This is a genomic window from Mycobacterium sp. E802 (assembly GCF_001666875.1).
Taxonomy (GTDB): domain Bacteria; phylum Actinomycetota; class Actinomycetes; order Mycobacteriales; family Mycobacteriaceae; genus Mycobacterium.
In genome coordinates this window covers 1-15,865 of record NZ_LZJD01000048.1, presented here as the reverse complement: position 1 = coordinate 15,865, position 15,865 = coordinate 1, and the positions used below count along the sequence as shown (strand labels likewise).

Here is a 15,865-nt window from a genome sequence, read left to right as displayed (position 1 = left end):
CAGCGCCGCGGCCAGCACCTTGGCCTTGTCGTTGTTGAGCTTGTTGCCCATGTCGTCCAAGCTGGCGCCCAGCGCCAGGAACTCACCGAGCGAATCCCAGCGCAGGTGGTTCTCCTCCACCAGCTGGTGCACGTGCTTGGGCGCCGAGCCGCCGGCACCGGTCTCGTACAGGCCACCACCGGCCATCAACGGCACGATCGAGAGCATCTTGGCGCTGGTGCCCAGTTCCAGGATCGGGAACAGGTCGGTCAGGTAGTCGCGCAGGATGTTGCCGGTCGCGGCGATGGTGTCCTGGCCGCGGATCACGCGTTCGAGGGTGTAGCGCATGGCCCACACCTGCGGCAGGATCGTGATGTCCAGGCCCTCGGTGTCCTCTTCCTTGAGGTAGGCCTTGACCTTCTTGCGCAGCTCGTTCTCGTGCGGCCGCTCGTCGTCGAGCCAGAACACGCACGTCATCCCCGACAACCGCGCCCGGTTGACGGCCAGCTTGACCCAGTCGCGGATCGGGGCGTCCTTGACGATCGGCATCCGCCAGATGTCGCCTTCTTCGACCTCCTGGCTCAGCAGCACCTCGCCGGTGTCGATGTCGACGATCTTGGCAACGCCGGCCTCGGAGATCTCGAAGGTCTTGTCGTGGCTGCCGTACTCCTCGGCCTTCTGCGCCATCAGGCCGACGTTGGGCACCGTGCCCATTGTGGTCGGATCGAACTGACCGTGGGTCTTACAGAAGTTGATCATCTCCTGGTAGATCCGCGAGAACGTGGACTCCGGGTTGACCGCTTTGGTGTCCTTGGTGCGGCCGTCGGCGCCGTACATCTTGCCGCCGAGACGGATCATGGCCGGCATCGACGCGTCGACGATGACGTCCGACGGCGAATGGAAGTTCGAGATGCCCTTGGCCGAATCCACCATGGCCAGCTCCGGCCGGTGCTCGTGGCAGCGGTGCAGGTCTTCGATGATCTCCTCGCGCTGCGAGGCGGGCAGTGCCTCGATCTTGCTGTAGAGATCCGACAGGCCGTTGTTGACGTTGACCCCGAGCTCGTCGAACAGCTTCTCGTGCTTGGCGAATGCGTCCTTGTAGAACACCTTGACGGCGTGGCCGAACACGATCGGGTGGCTGACCTTCATCATGGTCGCCTTGACGTGCAGCGAGAACATCACGCCGGTCTTGTAGGCGTCCTCGATCTGCTCCTCGTAGAACTCGATCAGCGCCTTGCGGCTCATGTACATCGAGTCGATGACGTCACCCTCGTCGAGCTTGACCTCGGGCTTGAGCACGATCGTCTGGCCGCTCTTGGTCTCCAGCTCCATGCGGACGTTGCGGGCCTTGTCCAACGTCATCGACTTCTCGCCGTGGTAGAAGTCGCCGGTCTTCATGGTGGCCACGTGGGTGCGCGAAGCCTGCGACCACTCCCCCATGCTGTGCGGGTGCTTGCGCGCGTACTCCTTGACCGCCTTGGGGGCACGACGATCCGAGTTACCTTCGCGCAGAACCGGGTTCACCGCGCTGCCGAGGATCTTGGCGTAGCGCTCCTTGAGAGCCTTCTCTTCGTCGGTCTTGGCCTCACCCGGGTAGTCCGGGATCGCGTAACCCTTCTCCTGCAGTTCCTTGATCGCGGCGGTGAGCTGCGGGACCGAGGCACTGATGTTGGGCAGCTTGATGATGTTGGTTTCGGGCAGCTGGGTGAGACGGCCCAGTTCGCCGAGATTGTCCGGGACACGCTGTTCTTCGGTCAGGTAGTCGCCGAACTCGGCCAGGATGCGGGCCGCGACCGAGATGTCACTGGTCTGGATGTCGATGCCGGCCGGTTCCGCGAAGGCGCGGATGATCGGCAGGAAGGAGTACGTCGCAAGCAGCGGCGCCTCGTCGGTCAGCGTGTAGATGATGGTCGGCTGCTGGGCAGTCATGGTTGGTCTCCCGGCGTCAGTTCGGTTCGACGAGGATCACTCGTTTCACCCGTGGCTTTTCGCTGCTGTCGTATCGCGGGCCAGACTACAAGGGCGCGAACGGCCGCGAAGGAGCAGCTTTTATTACCGACCAGTAACTTTGGGTTACGTCAAGGCCGCCGGAAACGTCGGCGCACCCGCCGAAGTGAACGTGTTCCAGTCCGGCCTACGCAGTGTTGGCAAACGCACCGGAGAACCGACTGGCACCGCCTCAACGCATTGCGATAAGCTGCAAGCCGGTCATGAGCGCCAGCGACAAGCCCCGGCTTGCTGGCCGGCAACCCTCCAACCGCGGTGGGGTGCCCCGGGTGATGACCAGGTTGAGCAGCTGTATGCGGCTGTAAGGCAAGCGCGGGTCCGTCGGATCGGGCCCCCAGAGAGACAGGGAAACCTGATGGAGGCCACCCATGTGTTGTTGTCCTTGACCTGTTGCCGTCCGCGCGCCGTCTGTGACGGCGGCCTCGACGCCCGGTAGACGACCCACTTTCCTTCCTCATCCCCTTCCGCGGAGGAGACAACCCACCATGGCCAACGCCGAGAACTGGTCCTTCGAGACCAAGCAGATCCACGCCGGTCAGACCCCCGACAGCGCCACGAATGCTCGGGCCCTGCCGATCTACCAGACCACGTCCTACACGTTCAACGACACCGCGCACGCAGCCGCGCTGTTCGGCCTAGAGCAACCGGGCAACATCTACACCCGGATCATGAACCCGACCACCGATGTCGTCGAACAGCGCATCGCCGCGCTCGAAGGCGGCGTGGCGGCCCTGTTCTTGTCCTCGGGCCAGGCCGCGTCGACGTTCGCCCTGCTCAACATCGCCGGGGCCGGCGATCACATCGTGTCCTCCCCGCGGCTCTACGGCGGCACCTACAACCTGTTCCACTACACCCTTGCCAAGCTCGGCATCGAGGTGAGCTTCGTGGACAACCCCGACGACCTCGATTCCTGGCGCGCCGCGGCCCGACCGAACACCAAGGCGTTCTTCGGCGAGACCATCTCCAATCCGCAGATCGACATCCTCGACATCCCCGGTGTCGCCGCCGTCGCCCACGACACCGGCGTCCCGCTGATCGTCGACAACACGATCGCCACCCCGTACCTGATCCAGCCGATCACCCACGGGGCCGACATCGTCGTGCACTCGGCGACCAAGTACCTCGGCGGGCATGGGTCAGCCATCGCGGGCGTCATCGTCGACGGCGGCACCTTCGACTGGGCGGCCAGCGGACGGTTCCCCGGGTTCACCACCCCCGACCCCAGCTACCACGGCGTGGTCTTCGCCGAGCTCGGCGCACCGGCCTACGCACTCAAGGCCCGGGTGCAGTTGCTGCGCGACTTGGGGAGCGCCCTGGCACCGTTCAACGCCTTCCTCATCGCGCAGGGATTAGAGACGCTGTCGCTGCGTGTTGAACGGCACGTGGCCAATGCACAGAAGGTCGCCGAACACCTGGCCGGCCATGACGGCGTGACCTCGGTGAACTACGCCGGGCTTCCCACCTCGCCGTGGTACGAGCTGGGCCGCAAGCTCGCCCCCAAGGGCACCGGCGCGGTGCTGTCGTTCGAACTGGCCGGCGGAGTGGAGGCCGGCAAGGCGTTCGTCGACGCGCTGACCCTGCACAGTCACGTCGCCAACATCGGCGACGTGCGTTCGCTGGTCATCCATCCCGCATCCACGACGCATCAACAGCTCAGCGCCGAAGAGCAACTCGCCAGCGGTGTCACCCCCGGCCTTGTACGGCTGGCGGTCGGCATCGAGGGAATCGACGACATCCTGGCGGACCTGGAACAGGGATTCGCCGCGGCTCGTCCGTTCAGCGGGGTGCCGCAGACTGCGGCGACGGTGTAGGCGGCGAGAGAACACCGGCATGACGATCACCGAAGAACCAGCCGTGTCCACCGTGGCGTTGCCTGCCGAGGGCGAGATCAGCGTGGTCAACATCGGTTCGCTGACGCTGGAGAACGGCACCGTCCTTCCTGACGTCCACATCGCCGTGCAGCGGTGGGGCGAACTCTCCCCCGAGCGCGACAACGTGGTGATGGTGCTGCATGCGCTGACCGGCGACTCCCACGTCACGGGCCCGGCCGGCGACGGCCACCCGACCGCGGGCTGGTGGGACGGGGTGGCCGGTCCCGGCGCCCCGATCGACACCGACCGGTGGTGCGCGATCTCGACCAACGTGCTGGGCGGCTGCCAGGGCTCCACCGGCCCCGGATCACCGGCGCCCGACGGAAAGCCTTGGGGCTCAAGGTTTCCCCAGATCACCATCCGCGACCAGGTCGAGGCCGACCGAGCCGCACTGGCGGCCTTCGGCATCACCGAGGTGGCCGCCGTCGTCGGCGGGTCGATGGGCGGGGCCCGTGCCCTGGAGTGGATGATCGGCCACCCCGACGAGGTGCGGGCCGGGTTGGTGCTGGCCGTCGGTGCTCGCGCCACCGCCGACCAGATCGGCACCCAGAGCACCCAGGTGGCCGCGATCAAAGCCGACCCGGACTGGCAGGGCGGGGATTACCACGGCACCGACCGCGCCCCGATGGCCGGCATGGAAATCGCCCGGCGCTTCGCACACCTGACCTACCGCGGCGAAGAGGAACTCGACGAGCGGTTCGCCAACGATGCCCAGGGCGACGAGGACCCGACCACCGGCGGACGCTACGGGGTGCAGAGCTATCTCGAATACCAGGGCGGCAAGCTCGCCCGCCGGTTCGATCCGGGCACCTACGTGGCCCTGTCCGACGCACTGTCCACGCACGACGTGGGCCGCGGACGTGGCGGCGTCGACGCGGCGCTGCGCAGCTGCCCGGTGCCCGTCATCGTCGGCGGGATCACCTCCGATCGGCTCTACCCGATCCGGTTACAACAGGAACTGGCCGAGCTGTTGCCCGGATGTGGCGGTCTCGACGTCGTCGACTCGGCCTACGGGCACGACGGCTTCCTGGTGGAGACCGAAGTGGTGGGCAAGTTGATCCGCAGAACACTGGAGCTGGCACAACGGTGAATTCGCCCAAGCAGCGCTCCCTGTCCTTCGGCTCGGAAGCCGCGGCATATGAACGCGGCCGGCCGTCGTATCCGCCGGAGGCGATCGACTGGCTGCTTCCCGACGGCGCCCACGACGTGCTCGACCTCGGCGCGGGCACGGGAAAGTTGACCACCCGGCTGGTGGAACGCGGGCTGGACGTGATCGCCGTCGACCCGATCCCGGAAATGCTTGAGCTGCTGTCGAACTCACTGCCCGACACCCCGGCGCTGCTGGGTACCGCCGAGGAGATCCCTCTGGCCGACGACAGCGTCGACGCGGTGCTGGTGGCCCAGGCATGGCACTGGTTCGACCCGGTACGCGCAGCCAAGGAGATCAGCCGGGTGCTGCGCCCGGGCGGTCGCCTGGGACTGGTGTGGAACACCCGCGACGAGCGGATGGGCTGGGTCAAGGATCTCGGCCAGATCATCGGCCCGGAACACGACCCGTTCACCAACGAGGTGACCCTGCCCGAGCCCTTCTCCGAGACCGAACGCCACCAGGTCGAGTGGACGAGTTACCTGACCCCCCAGGCACTCATCGACCTGGTGGCCTCCCGCAGTTACTGCATCACCTCGCCCGAGCAAGTCCGCAAGAAGACCCTGGGACAGGTACGCGAACTACTGGCCACCCATCCCGCGCTGGCCAACTCCACCGGCTTGGCGCTGCCGTATGTCACGGTGTCCATCCGAGCCACGTTGGCCTGAGTCCCGAATGTGAACTTGTTGCCCACAAGTCGGCGAAATCTCGCCAACGAGTTCACTTTCGGCGGAGGTTCGGTTAAGCGCTGAGCTCCTCGACCGCCGAGGTGCCGAACCAGCGCGCCAGGGAAGCGCCCAGGCCAGGCCCGGGGTTCGGTCAGCTGGTACCCAACGGATCGATCGTCCAGGCGATGTAGAGCACCGCCGCACTCACCGTGGCGGTGGTGGCGAAGTCGATGGTTCGCGAGCGCACCACGAGAAGACCGGCGCGGTCATCGGCCAGCGCCAGCCGCAATGCCGCGGCGGCGCCCACCCCGATCCCGATGACCAGGGCGCCACGACGCCAATAGCCCGCCACCACCAAGATGAACGCCGCGACGAAGAACAGCCCGACCACCAGGATCGGCCATTGCCCGGCAATCACCTTGCGGACGAACTCCTTTGCCGTCACGCCAGTTTCGACTCTTCGAGCTCGACGACGTTGGTCAGCAGGAACGCCCGGGTCAGCGGCCCGACGCCGCCCGGGTTGGGCGACACATGCCCGGCCACGTCCCAGACGTCCGGAGCGACGTCACCGGTGAGCTTGCCGTCGACGCGGCTGACTCCGACGTCGACGACGGCCGCCCCGGGCTTGACCATGTCCGCGGTCACCATGTGCGGAACGCCGACCGCAGCGATGATGATGTCGGCCTGCCGGGTGAGCGCGGGCAGATCGCGGGTACCGGTGTGGCAGAGGGTGACGGTGGCGTTCTCGGAGCGACGGGTCAGCAGCAGACCCATCGGCCGGCCCACGGTGACGCCACGGCCGATCACGACGACATGCGCCCCGGCGATCGGCACGTCGAACCGACGCAGCAGGTGCACGATGCCGCGCGGGGTGCAGGGCAGCGGCGCGTCCTTCCCGAGCACCAGCCGGCCCAGGTTGGTCGGGTGCAGACCGTCGGCGTCCTTGGCCGGGTCGATGCGCTCCAGCGCGGCGTTCTCGTCGAGATGCTTGGGCAGCGGCAGCTGCACGATGTAACCCGTGCAGTCCGGATTGGCATTGAGCTCGTCGATGGTCTCGTCGAGCTGGGCCTGCGTGATGTCGGCGGGCAGGTCGCGGCGGATCGAGTTGATCCCCACCTTGGCGCAATCGGCGTGCTTGCCCCGCACATAGGCCTGCGAACCCGGGTCCTCCCCGACCAACACGGTCCCCAGCCCCGGCGTCCGGCCCGCCTCGGTCAACTTCGCCACGCGCTGCTTGAGGTCGACGAAGATCTCGTCGCGCGTGGCCTTACCGTCCAGAACAATCGCACCCACGGGTGCCATTGTGTCAGGTGACGTGGCAAGCTCCATCTATGAACACTCAGCCCAATGTGTTCACTGATGTTTTCAGTGAGGCCAAGCTCGGCCCGGTGACGCTTCGCAACCGCATCATCAAGGCCGCCACGTTCGAAGCGTCCACACCGGATGCGCTGGTCACCGAAGATTTGATCAACTACCACCGGTTGCCCGCCGCCGGTGGCGTCGGCATGACCACCGTCGCCTACTGCGCGGTGGCCCCCGGCGGCCGCACCGACGGCTGGCAGATCTGGATGCGGCCCGAGGCCGTGCCGGGCCTGACCAAGCTCACCGAGGCCGTGCACGCCGAGGGCGCGGCGATCAGCGCCCAGATCGGCCACGCCGGGCCGGTGGCCAACTCGCGGACCAACAAGGCCCAGGCCCTCGCGCCGGTGCGGTTCTTCAACCCGCTGTCGATGCGGTTCGCCAAGAAAGCCACCATCGATGACATCCGCGACGTCACCGAAGCTCACGCCAATGCCGCGCGGCTGGCCATCGACTCCGGATTCGACGCGGTCGAGGTTCACCTCGGTCACAACTATCTGGCCAGCTCGTTCCTCTCCCCGCTGATCAACCGGCGCACCGACGAGTTCGGCGGATCGTTGGAGAACCGCGCGAAGGCGGCCCGCGGCGTGGTGCGCGCGGTGCGCGACGCCGTCGACAAACACGGCGGCAAGAAGATCGCCGTGATCGCCAAACTCAACATGAGTGACGGCATCCGCGGCGGTATCCCGATGGACGAGTCGCTGCAGACCGCCAAGTGGCTCGAGGAGGACGGTGGCCTGGACGCCATCGAGCTCACCGCGGGCAGCTCACTGGTGAACCCCATGTACCTGTTCCGCGGCGGCGCCCCGGTCAAGGAGTTCGCCGCGAACTTCAAGCCCCCGATCAGCTGGGGCATCCGGATGAGCGGCAACAAGTTCTTCCGCGAATACCCTTACCACGAGGCCTATCTGATGCGCGACGCCGAGAAGTTCCGCGCCGAGCTGACGATGCCGATCATCCTGCTGGGCGGTATCACCAACCGCGAGACCATGGACCGGGCGATGGCCGCGGGCTTCGAGTTCGTCGCGATGGGCCGGGCCCTGCTGGCCGAGCCGGACCTGCTCAACCGGATCAAAGCCGAGACGGTCAAGGGTTCGGTCAAATCGCTGTGCACGCACTGCAACAGCTGTATGCCCACGATTTACAGCCACACCCACTGCGTGGTGACGGGAGCTCCGGATTCACTCGTGAGCTAATAGCTCCATGGGCGGTAACCACCCCAGCGACACCATGGTCACCTACCGCTACGTCCGGGTGGGCTTGGTGGCGCTGGTGGTGTTCCTGCTGTGCTCGTTGGGGTTGACCTGGGCGCACAGTTGCCTGCAGGGCTCGATCAGCGCGTTTTTCTACACGCGGACCCACGCCGTGTTCGTGGCCGCGCTGTGCGCGATCGGCATCTGCCTGATCGCCTACAAGGGCAGCCGGGTCGGCGAAGACGCGCTGCTGAACTTCGCCGGGTTCATGGCCTTCATCGTGGCCCTGGTGCCCACCGGTCCGGTCGAGTTGTGCCGGCCCTGGTTGCCGAGCGTGGCCGATCCGTTCGGCGCCGTCGGCAACAACATCGCGTCGCTGTTCGTGGCCGTCGCCGCGGGCACCGGCATGTACCTGGCGCTGCAGCGGTGGCGCCGCCCGCAACAACCACCGGTGGCCTCGGCGCCGTCGTGCGCCGAGGCCGCCACCTTGTGGAAGACCATCGCGACCGCGCTGCTGCGGGTCGAGAAGTGGCTGCCCGCAGCACTATTGGCCATCGCGATCGCCGGGGCGCCGCTGCTGTTGTGGGACTGGTTCGCCGAGCATGCGCACGTGATCGCCGCCGTGGCGATGTTCCTGGCCATCACGCTGGTCGCGGTGTACCACGCGTGCTACGCGCGGGCGGCCGTGCGCCGGCACCTGGCCCGGTTCTACGCCACGATCGCCGCGCTCATGCTCGTGACCGTGGTGGCCGCGTTGGTGCTGCTGACCACCGGCTGGCACTTCGGTGTGATCACCGTCGAGCTCATTCTCACCGTGCTGTTCGCGGTGTTCTGGGCGGTGCAGACCTGGGATGTGTGGGACGCCGAGGATCGCTACCCCGAAGAGTCCGTGCCCACCCTGGCCAACGCCGAGCGCTAACTGGCGTAGCCGTCGATCTGCAAGGTCTGGCCGTCACGCCGTAACACCAGCACCGCGCCCGGTGCCGGCACGAAACCCTCGACCGATCCGGCGGGCACCGCTGCAGTCTGCGTGCACGTGCTGGCGTCGAACGTGCGCAGCGAACCGGGAACGCCCGGGCCCCCGTTGTCGGCGATGACGAAATGATCGTCGAAGGACAGGTAGGCAAGGCCGCTGCCCTGGCCGAGTGCGCGGGTGTTGGTGCCGCGAACCCCTTGGGCCCCGGCGCATCTCTGCTTGCCGTCCGGCCCGAACAACACGAGGTGCCGGCCACCGTCGCGGCTGGAGAACAAGAAGTTGTCGGCCGGCCCCGGGGAAGGTTCGGCGGTGCCGCGGTCCACGATCGGCGTCACGGTCTTGTCCGCCACGTTGACGTACGTGATCCCGGGTGGCGCTCCGGCACCAGCGAACTGCATGAAGATGCCCACCGAGTTCGCCGGTGTGGCGATCGCGCCCGCGTCGGCCTGGCCTGTGAACACTTCGTTGTCCCATACGGTCTCACCACTGCCGGGGTCGACGGCGACCACCCGGATACCACTACCTCGCTCGGACGAGCACTGCACCACCGCGACCAACCACGACCGGGTGTCCACCGTCCGGGGCGGGAAGACGCAATCGCCGTGGGGCGCAGGCACCGTCCACATCGGGGTGCCGGTCCGAGTCTCGAAGCGCACCCACACGCGGTCGTCGCGGTACACCACGAACGGCGCGTCAACGTTGTAGCCGGGCACTTCTGACAGTGCGTACATCATCCGTTCGTCGGCGTTCTGCCACAGCTGTTTTCCGGTGACGGCGTCGAGGCCGACCAGGCCCTTGTCGAGGAAGGCCACCACGGTGGCGCCGTTGTCGAACACCCGCATTCCGGTGACGACGACACTGCCCGGCCCGGTTCGCGCGAAATGCCAGCGTTCCTGTCCGTCGGCTCCGTAGGCCGTGATGCGATGATCGCCATACACCACGAAACCCGCTCCCGCAGCCACGATTTCACGTGTGGGCTGGTGTTCGTCTCCGGCGAACGCATCGGGCACCGAGACCGTGAAGGCGTGCTTCCCCAGCGTGGTGGGGACCGCAGGCACGTCGGTAGCTGCCGCCGTCGTCGCGTCGAGATAACGTCCGTCGTCGCCCGCCCGGAACGCCCCCACGGTGACCGCGGCGGCAACCGCGACGGCGATCACTGCACCGATCGCCAGCAACTTCACCGAGCTGCGCTCCAACCGCGGAACGGCGCGCACGGCCACCAGGGTCAGCGCCGCACCCGCCAGGCACAACCACCACGAGGCCATGACCGCCGGCAGTGCCGCGGTGACCGGCGCGCCCTCCATGACCCTGCCGTAGAACGACGGAATGCCTTGGCTGACGTAGGCGATGAACAGCAGCGCCATCACGGCCGCGGCGCCGGCCGCAGTCGCAGGCAGGTCACGGCCGGTGCGCCCGCGCCAGACGCAGTAGGCCATCGCCGCGATCACCACGACCGCGATGACCACGACCGCCAACGCCATCCGGTTCGGCAGCGCCTCACCCCAGCGGTGCACGCTGACGGCATACCAGGCGCTCTCCCCGGCGCTGCGCGGCGCGAGCAGTCGCGCCCACGCCGCCAACACGGCGGCCCACACCAACAAGACCGCCGCCGCACCGACCAGCACCGTGCCCAACGGACGCAGCACGCCAAGCGCCCGGTCAGCCATCTTCTGCGCCCCTTCAGAACCCATACGGGCCATCGTCACACGCCGCGACACCACCACAACGGACCAGCCCCGGTGACAACTACCGATAGAGTTGAGCGCGATGAGCCCTGCGCTGACCGTTCGTTACGACGGATCGACCCGTACCTTCGCCCCGGGCAACGATGTCGTCATCGGCCGAGATCTCCGCGCCGACGTCCGCATCGCCCACCCGCTGATCTCGCGTGCCCACCTGGTGCTGCGCTTCGACCAAGGCCGATGGGTCGCCATCGACAACGGCAGCCTCAACGGTATGTACGTCAACGGCCGGCGCGTGCCCTCGGTCGACCTTCACGACGGCCAGATCGTCAACATCGGCAACCCGGACGGCCCGCAACTGACCTTCGAGGTGGGCCGACACGAGGGCGCCGTGGGCCGGACCCCGACCGCGGCGGTGCCGATCGCGAGTCGGCCGAGCGGCGGTTGGCCCACCCAGGCGCCCACCGCTCCCCGATCGCCTTACGGCCAGCCGCCCGCTCCGCCGCGACCCGGCTATTCGTCGGGCCCGCAGCCGCGCTACCCGACCGCGCCGACCGGTTATCCCAGCGGTCCCCAGGGCGGCTACCCCAGCGGACCGCAAACCGGATATCCCAGTGGACCCCAGGCGTATCAGTCGCAACCGGTTCGCACCCCGGCTCCGACCCCGCCCCCGGCGAATCCGGCGCAGGCACCGACCACCATGGGTCCGGCCGCCTCGGCCCGCGGCAGCAGCGAGGCCGGCGGCAACAACATCGCGACCAGCATGATGAAGATCCTGCGGCCCGGGCGCAGTACCCCGGCGCCGGCAGACGCGGTGAAGATCGGTCGCGCCACCGACAACGACATCGTCATCCCCGACGTGCTGGCCTCACGGCATCACGCCACCCTGATCCCGCTGCCCGGCGGCACCGAGATCCGCGATGAGCGCAGCATCAACGGCACCTTCGTCAACGGTGCGCGAGTCGACAGCGCGATCCTGCACGACGGCGACGTCGTCACGATCGGCAACGTCGACCTGGTGTTCACCGGTGGCACTTTGGTGCGCCGCAGCGAGACGGAGGCCGACACCCGCACCGGCGGTCTGGAAGTTCGTGGTCTGACCTGGACCATCGAGGGCAACAAGACGCTGCTCGACAACATCTCCCTGGACGCCCGGCCCGGCACCCTGACCGCGGTGATCGGGCCCTCGGGTGCGGGCAAGTCGACGTTCGCCAAGCAGGTCGCCGGCTACACCCATCCGACCAGCGGCACCATCACCTTCGAGGGCCACGACGTCCACGCCGAGTACGCCTCGCTGCGGTCCCGGATCGGCATGGTCCCCCAAGACGACGTGGTGCACGGTCAGCTCACCGTCCGTCAGGCCCTGATGTACGCCGCCGAGCTGCGGCTGCCCCCGGACACCACCAAGGAAGACCGCGAACAGGTCGTCATGCAGGTGCTCGAGGAACTCGAGATGACCAAGCACCTCGACACCCGCGTCGACAAGCTGTCCGGCGGGCAGCGCAAGCGCGCCTCGGTCGCGCTCGAGCTGCTGACCGGCCCGTCGCTGCTGATCCTCGACGAACCCACCTCGGGTCTGGACCCCGCGCTCGACCGCCAGGTGATGACGATGCTGCGCCAGCTGGCCGACGCCGGCCGCGTCGTGCTCGTCGTCACGCACTCGCTGACCTACCTCGACGTGTGCGATCAGGTGCTCCTGCTGGCCCCCGGCGGCAAGACCGCGTTCTGCGGCCCGCCCGACCAGATCGGCCCGGAGCTCGGCACCACCAACTGGGCCGACATCTTCAGCACCGTCGCGAGCGATCCGGCCGAGGCCAACCGGCGTTATCTGGCCCGCACCGGCCCGGCACCGGCTGCGGCGGCATCCTCGGAGCAACCCGGCGACCTCGGCGAGCCGGCCAAGACCAGCCTGCTACGCCAGTTCTCGACCATCGCGCGAAGACAGATCCGGCTCATCGTCTCCGACCGCGGCTACTTCATCTTCCTGGCGCTGTTGCCGTTCATCATGGGCACGTTGTCGCTGTCGGTGCCCGGCACCGTCGGCTTCGGCGTGCCGAACCCGATGGGTGACGCGCCCAACGAGCCCGGTCAGATCCTGGTGCTGCTCAACGTCGGCGCGATCTTCATGGGCACCGCGCTGACCATCCGCGATCTGATCGGCGAGCGGGCGATCTTCCGCCGCGAGCAGGCCGTCGGGTTGTCCACGACCGCCTATTTGCTGGCCAAGGTGTGCGTGTACTCGGTGTTCGCCATCGTGCAGTCGGCAATCGTCACGACCATCACGATCCTCGGCAAGGGCTGGGGCGAAGGCGCGGTGGAGCGGGGTGTGTTCCTGCCGAACCGGTCCCTGGAGCTGTTCGTCAGCATGGCGGCCACCACCGTCACCGCGGCCATGGTGGGCCTGGCCCTGTCGGCGCTGGCGAAGTCCAATGAGCAGATCATGCCGCTGCTGGTGGTCGCGATCATGAGCCAGCTGGTGTTCTCCGGCGGCATGATCCCGGTGACCGGCCGCGTGGGGCTGGATCAGCTGTCGTGGATCACCCCGGCGCGCTGGGGGTTTGCCGCGTCGGCCTCGACGGTCGACCTGATCCGGCTGGTGCCCGGGCCGCTGACGCCCAAGGACTCACATTGGGAGCACACCTCGGGAACCTGGCTGTTCGACATGGCCATGCTGGTGGCACTGTCGGTGTTCTACGTCGGCTTCGTGCGCTGGAAGATCCGCCTCAAGGCCGGCTGAGAACTAAGCGCCGTGGACGTCGAGGCCGTGGGCGGCGGAATAGGCCAACGCCTGGGTGATGTCGATCTTGGCGCCGCGCAGCTTGGCCGTGGTCCAGAACGTGGCGTCGACGCGGGCGCCCCGTAGATCGGCCTCGTCGAACTTGGCGTCCTGCACCCGGGCGCCGGTCAGGTCGGCCTGGCGCAGCACGGCCTTGCGCAGATCCACACCGACCAGGCTGGTCTCCCGTAACCGGCAGTCCGACAAGTCGACGCTGCGCAGATCGCAGCCGCCCAGTACGGCCAGGCTCAGATCGGACTCCACCAACGTGATCGGGCGCAGCGTGCACTCGGTGAACACCGAACCGAGCAGGCTGCAATTGGTGAATGTGCTGTGCCAGAGCCTGGCCCGGCGGAACGTGCAGTTGCGGAACGCCGAGCCGGAATGCTGCGACTCGGACATGTCCACGCCGCTGAAATCGCATTCGGTGAACACCACCCGCTCGGTGCGCAACCGGCTCAGGTCTCCGTCATATTCCCCGGCACGGAAGTCGACACCGGTGAATTCTCGGTCCGCCCAGACGGTTTCGTCGGCCACCACGTGTCAGCCGGGCAGCGCCGACAGCGTGCTCAACGAATACTCGGTGACCGCGATGAGCGCGGCCTTGGCCGAGTTGCGATCGCGGGCGTCGACGGCCACCACCGGGATGTGGTCGGGCAGGGCCAGTGCCTTGCGCACCGCCTGGGTGGGATGCTTTGGCGCCTCGTCGAATTCGTTGACCGCGACGATGAACGGCAGTTTGCGGGCCTCGAAGAAATCGACCGCGGCGAAGCTGTCCTGCAGGCGTCGCACGTCGACCAGGATGATCGCACCGATCGCGCCGCGCACCAGGTCGTCCCACATGAACCAGAACCGGCGCTGCCCGGGCGTGCCGAACAGGTACAGCACCAGATCCTCGGCCAGGGTGATGCGACCGAAGTCCATCGCGACCGTGGTGGTGCGCTTGTCGGGGGTGCCGTCGAGGGCGTCGACGCCTTCGGACACGTTGGTGACCAACGCTTCGGTACGCAGCGGCATGATCTCGGAGACCGCGCCCACGAATGTGGTCTTGCCTGCGCCGAACCCTCCAGAGATGACGATCTTCGTCGAGGATGAGCGCTTGCGCGAAGACCCTGTGGATGCGGCGGCCCCACGCCGGGGTGCGCCGTCGCCGGAGGCCGAGCGGGGTTCAGAGTGCTCGTAGGCCACGCAGGGTCCTTCCAATCAGTTCGCGGCGTTCGTCAAAGCTAGCCGAGTCGTCGAGGGTGGCTTCCACCCGTAGATAACCCTGCGTCACCAAGTCCCCGATCAGCACGCGCGCCACGCCGAGCGGGAGAGACAGGTGTGCGGAGATCTCGGCTACCGAAGGGCTGCCGGTGCACAACTCTACGATCTGTGCGCGCACATCGCTGCCAGCCCAGCGCGGTTCGCGCGGCGTGTCGAGTTTCTGCACCGGCGCTTCCAACGGAAGGTGCACACGCGAATCGGTGCGGCCGGCCGTCAGGGTGTACGGCCGTACCAGACTCGGTCGATCGGTGGGTTCCGATTCGTCCACGGACACCTCGCGAAGGGCAGAAGGGGACAGAGACTCAGGACGGTTGCGGCGCGCGACGCGACGACTGCACCACCGCACCGACGCGCTCGACCAGGATGGCCATCTCGTAGCCGACCTGACCGATGTCGCACGACGGGGCGGTCAGCGTGGCGAGGTTGGAACCGTCGCCCACCCGCATCAGCAACAGGTAGCCGTTCTCCATCTCGACCACCGACTGCATCACGTGACCGCCGTTGAACAACTGGGAGGCCCCGGTGGCCAGGCTCGCCAGACCGGAGGCGACCGCGGCCAGTTGATCGGCCCGCTCGATCGGCATGTGTTCGCTGGCCGCCATCAGCAGCCCGTCGGCCGAAACCAGAACCGCATGGGACACCCCGGATACCTCGCGGGCGAACTTGGAGACCAGCCAGTCCAGGGAGTCGCGCTGGGTCGGTCGGGTCATTCGCTATCGGTTCCTCTGGTCTCTCGGGCATGCGATCGCCCGGCGTGCACGCCGCCGAAAAGGTTGCTGGTGCTCGCGCGGACAGCCTCGGGATCACGCGGTTTGAACGCCCCGAACATGCTGCTGTCAGGTTCGCTTGCCGATGCTACCGCCTCGAAGCCGTCGGAGCTCCCGCCGGCGAGGTCAACGGTCGTCACCGCAACGGTGGCGCGCACCGTAACGACGACGGCT

15 protein-coding genes and 1 riboswitch are annotated in these 15,865 nt (G+C 67.5%); of the genes, 6 read left to right on the top strand and 9 right to left on the bottom strand.

Features of this window, described 5'->3' with window-relative positions; translation table 11 throughout:
* Window positions 1-1,908 (bottom strand): NADP-dependent isocitrate dehydrogenase (locus tag A5699_RS07450; protein ID WP_067767678.1); only part of this gene is annotated, 1,908 nt, incomplete at its 3' end.
* A gap of 277 nt (window positions 1,909-2,185) precedes the next feature.
* Window positions 2,186-2,305: riboswitch (SAM riboswitch) on the top strand.
* Between the two features lie 166 nt (window positions 2,306-2,471).
* Here A5699_RS07450 and A5699_RS07445 point away from each other — a divergent pair.
* Genes A5699_RS07445 through A5699_RS07435 form a run of 3 tightly spaced genes read left to right on the top strand, consistent with a single transcriptional unit; the run spans window position 2,472 to window position 5,672 of the window.
* Window positions 2,472-3,797 carry a bifunctional o-acetylhomoserine/o-acetylserine sulfhydrylase gene (locus A5699_RS07445; RefSeq protein ID WP_067767675.1) on the top strand — a complete coding sequence of 442 codons (1,326 nt, stop codon included), beginning with the start codon at window positions 2,472-2,474 and terminating at the stop codon, window positions 3,795-3,797.
* A 19-nt stretch (window positions 3,798-3,816) separates the two neighbouring features.
* Entirely contained in the window at window positions 3,817-4,947 is a 1,131-nt protein-coding gene (locus A5699_RS07440; RefSeq protein ID WP_067767672.1) for a homoserine O-acetyltransferase, read from the top strand.
* Window positions 4,944-5,672 carry a class I SAM-dependent methyltransferase gene (locus A5699_RS07435; RefSeq protein ID WP_067767667.1) on the top strand — a complete coding sequence of 243 codons (729 nt, stop codon included), beginning with the start codon at window positions 4,944-4,946 and terminating at the stop codon, window positions 5,670-5,672. Before A5699_RS07440 ends, A5699_RS07435 begins: the two co-directional genes overlap by 4 nt.
* Before the next feature lie 151 nt (window positions 5,673-5,823).
* Here A5699_RS07435 and A5699_RS07430 read toward each other — a convergent pair whose 3' ends face one another.
* The gene (locus A5699_RS07430; RefSeq protein WP_067767664.1) at window positions 5,824-6,117 is read right to left on the bottom strand and encodes a DUF3017 domain-containing protein; all 294 of its coding nucleotides are present in this window, start codon (window positions 6,115-6,117) and stop codon (window positions 5,824-5,826) included.
* Entirely contained in the window at window positions 6,114-6,965 is an 852-nt protein-coding gene (locus A5699_RS07425; RefSeq protein WP_067767688.1) for a bifunctional methylenetetrahydrofolate dehydrogenase/methenyltetrahydrofolate cyclohydrolase, read from the bottom strand. Before A5699_RS07425 ends, A5699_RS07430 begins: the two co-directional genes overlap by 4 nt.
* A 38-nt stretch (window positions 6,966-7,003) precedes the next feature.
* Here A5699_RS07425 and A5699_RS07420 point away from each other — a divergent pair, with 38 nt between their 5' ends.
* Together A5699_RS07420 and A5699_RS07415 are read left to right on the top strand one after the other, a co-directional pair.
* A complete protein-coding gene (locus tag A5699_RS07420; RefSeq protein ID WP_067767661.1) occupies window positions 7,004-8,227 on the top strand; it encodes an NADH:flavin oxidoreductase in 1,224 nt (407 codons plus the stop codon).
* Between the two features lie 7 nt (window positions 8,228-8,234).
* A complete protein-coding gene (locus A5699_RS07415) occupies window positions 8,235-9,143 on the top strand; it encodes a diphosphate--fructose-6-phosphate 1-phosphotransferase (protein WP_067767658.1) in 909 nt (302 codons plus the stop codon).
* Here A5699_RS07415 and A5699_RS07410 read toward each other — a convergent pair.
* Window positions 9,140-10,891, bottom strand: coding sequence for a PQQ-binding-like beta-propeller repeat protein (locus tag A5699_RS07410; RefSeq protein WP_067767685.1), 1,752 nt, complete (start codon window positions 10,889-10,891; stop codon window positions 9,140-9,142). The two genes, A5699_RS07415 and A5699_RS07410, sit on opposite strands and share 4 nt — an antisense overlap.
* A gap of 76 nt (window positions 10,892-10,967) precedes the next feature.
* Between A5699_RS07410 and A5699_RS07405 the strand changes: the two genes are divergently transcribed.
* The gene (locus tag A5699_RS07405; RefSeq protein ID WP_067767654.1) at window positions 10,968-13,619 is read left to right on the top strand and encodes an FHA domain-containing protein; all 2,652 of its coding nucleotides are present in this window, start codon (window positions 10,968-10,970) and stop codon (window positions 13,617-13,619) included.
* Window positions 13,620-13,622: 3 nt separating this feature from the next.
* On the opposite strand, the gene A5699_RS07400 is transcribed toward A5699_RS07405, so the two are convergent.
* From A5699_RS07400 to A5699_RS29850, 5 genes are all read right to left on the bottom strand, one after another.
* Window positions 13,623-14,198: a pentapeptide repeat-containing protein gene (locus A5699_RS07400; protein WP_067767651.1), complete on the bottom strand. Its 576-nt coding sequence runs from the start codon at window positions 14,196-14,198 to the stop codon at window positions 13,623-13,625.
* Window positions 14,199-14,201: 3 nt separating this feature from the next.
* The gene (locus tag A5699_RS07395; RefSeq protein WP_067767680.1) at window positions 14,202-14,738 is read right to left on the bottom strand and encodes an ATP/GTP-binding protein; all 537 of its coding nucleotides are present in this window, start codon (window positions 14,736-14,738) and stop codon (window positions 14,202-14,204) included.
* A gap of 88 nt (window positions 14,739-14,826) precedes the next feature.
* A complete protein-coding gene (locus tag A5699_RS07390) occupies window positions 14,827-15,192 on the bottom strand; it encodes a DUF742 domain-containing protein (protein WP_067767682.1) in 366 nt (121 codons plus the stop codon).
* 34 nt (window positions 15,193-15,226) lie between these two features.
* Window positions 15,227-15,634: a roadblock/LC7 domain-containing protein gene (locus tag A5699_RS07385; protein WP_066903851.1), complete on the bottom strand. Its 408-nt coding sequence runs from the start codon at window positions 15,632-15,634 to the stop codon at window positions 15,227-15,229.
* Window positions 15,631-15,865: hypothetical protein (locus tag A5699_RS29850; protein WP_157561140.1), on the bottom strand; the 235-nt coding region annotated here is incomplete at its 5' end. The genes A5699_RS07385 and A5699_RS29850, both read right to left, overlap by 4 nt.

Bases quoted from the DNA above. Each gene is read 5' to 3' on its own strand.
- A5699_RS07445 (WP_067767675.1), top strand. From the start codon at position 2,472: ATGGCCAACGCCGAGAACTGGTCCTTCGAGACCAAGCAGATCCACGCC.
- A5699_RS07440 (WP_067767672.1), top strand. From the start codon at position 3,817: ATGACGATCACCGAAGAACCAGCCGTGTCCACCGTGGCGTTGCCTGCC.
- A5699_RS07420 (WP_067767661.1), top strand. From the start codon at position 7,004: ATGAACACTCAGCCCAATGTGTTCACTGATGTTTTCAGTGAGGCCAAG.
- A5699_RS07415 (WP_067767658.1), top strand. From the start codon at position 8,235: ATGGGCGGTAACCACCCCAGCGACACCATGGTCACCTACCGCTACGTC.
- A5699_RS07410 (WP_067767685.1), bottom strand. From the start codon at position 10,891: ATGGGTTCTGAAGGGGCGCAGAAGATGGCTGACCGGGCGCTTGGCGTG.
- A5699_RS07405 (WP_067767654.1), top strand. From the start codon at position 10,968: ATGAGCCCTGCGCTGACCGTTCGTTACGACGGATCGACCCGTACCTTC.
- A5699_RS07385 (WP_066903851.1), bottom strand. From the start codon at position 15,634: ATGACCCGACCGACCCAGCGCGACTCCCTGGACTGGCTGGTCTCCAAG.